Below are 4179 nucleotides of genomic sequence, written 5' to 3'. Positions count from 1 at the left end.
GTTTGTGCCGGGTCAATAATGCCGTCATCCCATAAGCGGGCAGACGCATAATACGGATGACCTTGTTTCTCGTACTGCTCAACAATCGGCTTTTTCAGCGCTTGTTCTTTTTCTTCACTCAGGCTTTCGCCTTTACGGGCTAAGTTATCTTTGGTGACCTGCGCCATAACGCCTGCAGCTTGCTCACCACCCATGACCGAGATACGCGCATTTGGCCACATGAACATCATGGTTGGGTCATAAGCGCGACCGCACATGCCGTAGTTACCGGCACCATAGCTACCACCAATTAAGACGGTAAACTTAGGAACTTTCGCACAGGAAACGGCCATAACCATTTTCGCGCCGTGTTTGGCAATGCCTTCGGCTTCGTACTTTTTACCGACCATAAAGCCGGTAATGTTTTGTAAGAACACCAGTGGAATTTTACGTTGGGCACAAAGCTCAATGAAGTGAGCACCTTTTTGTGCCGACTCGGAAAACAAAATGCCGTTATTCGCGATAATACCAACGGGGTAGCCGTCAATGCGGGCAAAACCCGTCACCAGCGTATTACCGTAGTTGGCTTTAAATTCATCAAAGTCAGAATCATCAACAATGCGTGCAATCACTTCGTGGACGTCATAAGGCTTGCGCAGGTCGGTACCGACAATGCCGTACAGCTCTTTGGCGTCGTAACGCGGTGGTTTTGATGGTTGACGATCCAGCTTAGTTGGCTCGCCTCGGTTAAGGCGTGCTACCGAACGGCGTGCTAAAGCTAAAGCATGCTCATCGTTGTGAGCAAAATGGTCGGCAACACCGGAAATACGTGTGTGCACGTCGGCGCCGCCAAGCTCTTCGGCTGAAACTTCTTCACCCGTTGCAGCTTTAACCAAAGGTGGACCTGCCAGGAATATGGTGCCTTGCTCTTTAACAATAACGCTTTCATCCGCCATCGCGGGTACATATGCACCGCCAGCGGTACAAAGGCCCATAACCACCGCAATTTGAGGAATGCCTTTGGCTGACATATTTGCCTGATTAAAGAAAATGCGGCCAAAGTGCTCTTTGTCAGGGAATACTTCGTCCTGACGGGGCAGGTTGGCACCGCCAGAGTCCACCAGGTAAATACAGGGCAAGTGACAACGCTCGGCAATTTCCTGAGCGCGCAAGTGCTTCTTCACGGTCAGCGGGTAGTAGGTGCCGCCTTTCACAGTGGCATCGTTGGCGATGATCATGCACTCAGTGCCTTCAACCTGACCTATGCCAGCTACAACGCCGGCAGCAGGAACGTAATCTTCATAGCATTCCCAGGCGGCAAACTGGCCAATTTCTAAAAATGGCGAGCCAGCGTCCAGCAACTTATTAATACGGTCACGAGGCAGTAATTTACCGCGAGATAAGTGGCGCTCCTGATACTTAGGACCACCGCCCTGATGAATCTTTGTCGCTTTTTCCTGCAAGTCGTTAACGACGTCTTGCATAGACTCACTGTTAGCCGCAAATTGTGCATCGCGGGTGTTGATTTTACTGGATAAAATCGCCACGGCGTTGCCTCCTTATTATTTTGATTCAGTGAACAGTTCGCGACCAATAAGCATACGACGAATTTCCGACGTACCGGCACCGATTTCATAAAGCTTCGCGTCGCGCAGCAGGCGGCCTGTCGGATACTCGTTAATGTAGCCGTTACCACCCAATAACTGTATAGCGTCCAGCGCAAGCTGAGTCGCTAATTCGGCTGCGTAAAGAATAGCGCCTGCGGCGTCTTTACGGGTAGTTTCACCACGGTCACAAGACTGAGCTACTGCGTAAACGTAAGCACGCGCCGCATTAGTGCGAGTGTACATATCAGCAACTTTGCCCTGAATCAGCTGGAATTCGCCGATCTCTTTACCGAACTGTTTGCCATCGTGAATATAAGGTACGCAAGTATCAAGGCAGGCCTGCATAATGCCTAAAGGACCAGCAGCGAGAACAGCGCGCTCGTAATCAAGGCCGCTCATCAACACTTTAACGCCTTCGTTAAGTTCGCCCAGAATGTTCTCTGCAGGCACTTCGACATCTTCAAACACCAGTTCACAGGTGTTTGAACCACGCATACCAAGTTTGTCGAGCTTTTGTGCCTGGCTGAACCCTGGCGTGTCCTTTTCAACAATAAAAGCGGTGATACCACGAGAGTTCTTTTCGGGTTCGGTTTTTGCGTAAATAACAAAGACGTTCGCTTCAGGACCGTTTGTGATCCACATTTTGTTGCCGTTCAGAATGTATTTATCGCCTTTTTTATCGGCGCGTAGCTTCATACTGACAACGTCAGAGCCGGCGTTAGGTTCACTCATTGCTAAGGCACCAACGTGTTCACCAGTACATAACTTAGGTAAGTATTTTTGCTTCTGTTCTTCATTACCGTTGCGGTGAATCTGGTTCACACATAAATTGGAGTGTGCCCCATAGCTCAGGCCAACAGAGGCTGATGCACGGCTAATTTCTTCCATCGCGATAACGTGCTCAAGGTAGCCCATGCCAGAACCACCATACTCTTCGGCAACGGTTAAACCGAGCAGACCCATATCGCCAAGCTTGCGCCATAAGTCGCTGGGAAACTCATTTTTTTCATCAATTTCAGCGGCGCGAGGGGCAATTTCGTCACGCGCAAAGGCATTAACTTGCTCACGGATCATGTCGGCTGTTTCGCCGAGCCCAAAGTTAAAGGTGGTGTATTGACTGATCATAACGACTCCTGAGAATGAACTTCTGAAACTGATGAGCTAATGGTCTTAAGCTCGTCCTGACAACGTTGCTCAAGACCGCTTAACTCGGTCAGTAACACATTAATATCTTCCATCTGTTGTTTGAGCGAGAGCTTTTTCTCACCGATGAGCTCAAGTACTTTTTGTAACTGCGCCGCGCTGCTGTTGTCTGCATCGTACAATTCAAATAAACGGCCGGTTTCAGCCAGTGAAAACCCCAGCCGTTTACCACGCAAAATCAGTTTTAAACGAACCCGGTCTTTATTGGTGTAAATGCGCTGTTGGCCCTGGCGTCTGGGAGAGAGCAGACCTTCGTCTTCGTAAAAACGAATGCTGCGAGTGGTAATGTCAAATTGTTTTGCCAGTTCACCAATACTGTAAGTTACTTTATTGTCCATCGGTACTTGCTTTTTGGTTGCTCTGGGATCTAAGCTTAGAGGAAGTTTACGTTAACGTAAAGTGCATTTGGAGGAAAGATGTCAAGCGATTCCATCGTGATTGTGGCGGCCAACCGTACGCCAATGGGCGGTTTTCAGGGTTGTCTGAGTGAAGTTTCTGCTCCTAATTTGGGTGCAGCAGCCATTAAGGCAGCACTGAGTAACAGCGGTTTGAAAGCCGGTGATATTTCGGAAGTTATCATGGGTAATGTTTTGCCGGCAGGCTTAGGTCAGGCTCCGGCTCGTCAGGCGATGCTTTATGCTGACTTACCTCGTTCGACCGGCGCTACAACGATAAACAAGGTTTGTGGCTCGGGCCTAAAAGCCGCGATGATGGCTCATGACTTAATCAAAGCCGGTTCTGCTGACGTTGTACTGGCGGGCGGTATGGAAAGCATGTCCAACGCGCCGTATATGCTGCCTAAAGGTCGCAGCGGCTATCGCATGGGGCATGGACAAGTGCTGGATCACATGATGTTCGACGGCCTTGAAGATGCTTACGAGAATAAAGCCATGGGAAGCTACGCGCAAAGTACTGCTGATGAGTACGGTATTGATCGTGAAGCAATGGATGAATTTGCGATTCATTCTTTAACCAAAGCGCAGACAGCCATTAAAGACGGCTTGTTTAAAGATGAAATTACAGCGGTGACTTACTCAACTCGTAAAGGTGAAGTTACCGTAGATACCGATGAACAGCCGGGTAAAGCACGACTGGATAAAATTCCTCAGTTACGTGCGGCGTTCAAAAAAGACGGTACTATCACCGCGGCTAACTCAAGCTCTATTTCTGACGGTGCTGCGGCGCTTATCTTAATGCGTGAAAGCGAAGCAAAAGCCAAAGGTCTGCAACCGTTGGCCCGGGTGATGGGTCACACAACGCACTCGCAGGCACCGTCTGAATTCACTATTGCACCTATTGGCGCAATGAATTCATTGTTGAGCAAGTTGGACTGGACAAAAGACGACGTCGATTTATGGGAAATTAACGAAGCCTTTGCCATGGTAACCAT

Annotated in this window: 4 protein-coding genes; 1 reads left to right on the top strand and 3 read right to left on the bottom strand. The window is 49.2% G+C overall.

Annotated features, from left to right (window positions below):
* From B3180_RS12270 to B3180_RS12260, 3 genes are all read right to left on the bottom strand, one after another.
* Positions 1-1526 (bottom strand): carboxyl transferase domain-containing protein (locus tag B3180_RS12270; protein ID WP_286844846.1); only part of this gene is annotated, 1526 nt, incomplete at its 3' end.
* A 15-nt stretch (positions 1527-1541) separates the two neighbouring features.
* Positions 1542-2711 carry an isovaleryl-CoA dehydrogenase gene (locus B3180_RS12265; RefSeq protein WP_286844843.1) on the bottom strand — a complete coding sequence of 390 codons (1170 nt, stop codon included), beginning with the start codon at positions 2709-2711 and terminating at the stop codon, positions 1542-1544.
* Positions 2708-3127 (bottom strand): MerR family transcriptional regulator, encoded by a 420-nt coding sequence (locus B3180_RS12260; protein WP_054488207.1) that lies wholly within the window; start codon positions 3125-3127, stop codon positions 2708-2710. Before B3180_RS12260 ends, B3180_RS12265 begins: the two co-directional genes overlap by 4 nt.
* Before the next feature lie 78 nt (positions 3128-3205).
* On the opposite strand from B3180_RS12260, the gene B3180_RS12255 reads away from it, so the two are divergent.
* Positions 3206-4179, top strand: a 974-nt coding sequence (locus B3180_RS12255) for an acetyl-CoA C-acyltransferase (protein ID WP_286844839.1), incomplete at its 3' end; no start/stop codon positions are given.

Origin of the sequence: Idiomarina sp. UBA4206 (genome assembly GCF_002383015.1) — a bacterium.
GTDB lineage: Bacteria > Pseudomonadota > Gammaproteobacteria > Enterobacterales > Alteromonadaceae > Idiomarina > Idiomarina abyssalis.
Note: the sequence above shows the minus strand (reverse complement) of the source record. Positions and strands in the feature narration are given on the sequence as shown.

Excerpts from the sequence above, each read along its gene's own strand:
- B3180_RS12265 (WP_286844843.1), bottom strand. The coding sequence starts at position 2,711 with ATGATCAGTCAATACACCACCTTTAACTTTGGGCTCGGCGAAACAGCC.
- B3180_RS12260 (WP_054488207.1), bottom strand. The coding sequence starts at position 3,127 with ATGGACAATAAAGTAACTTACAGTATTGGTGAACTGGCAAAACAATTT.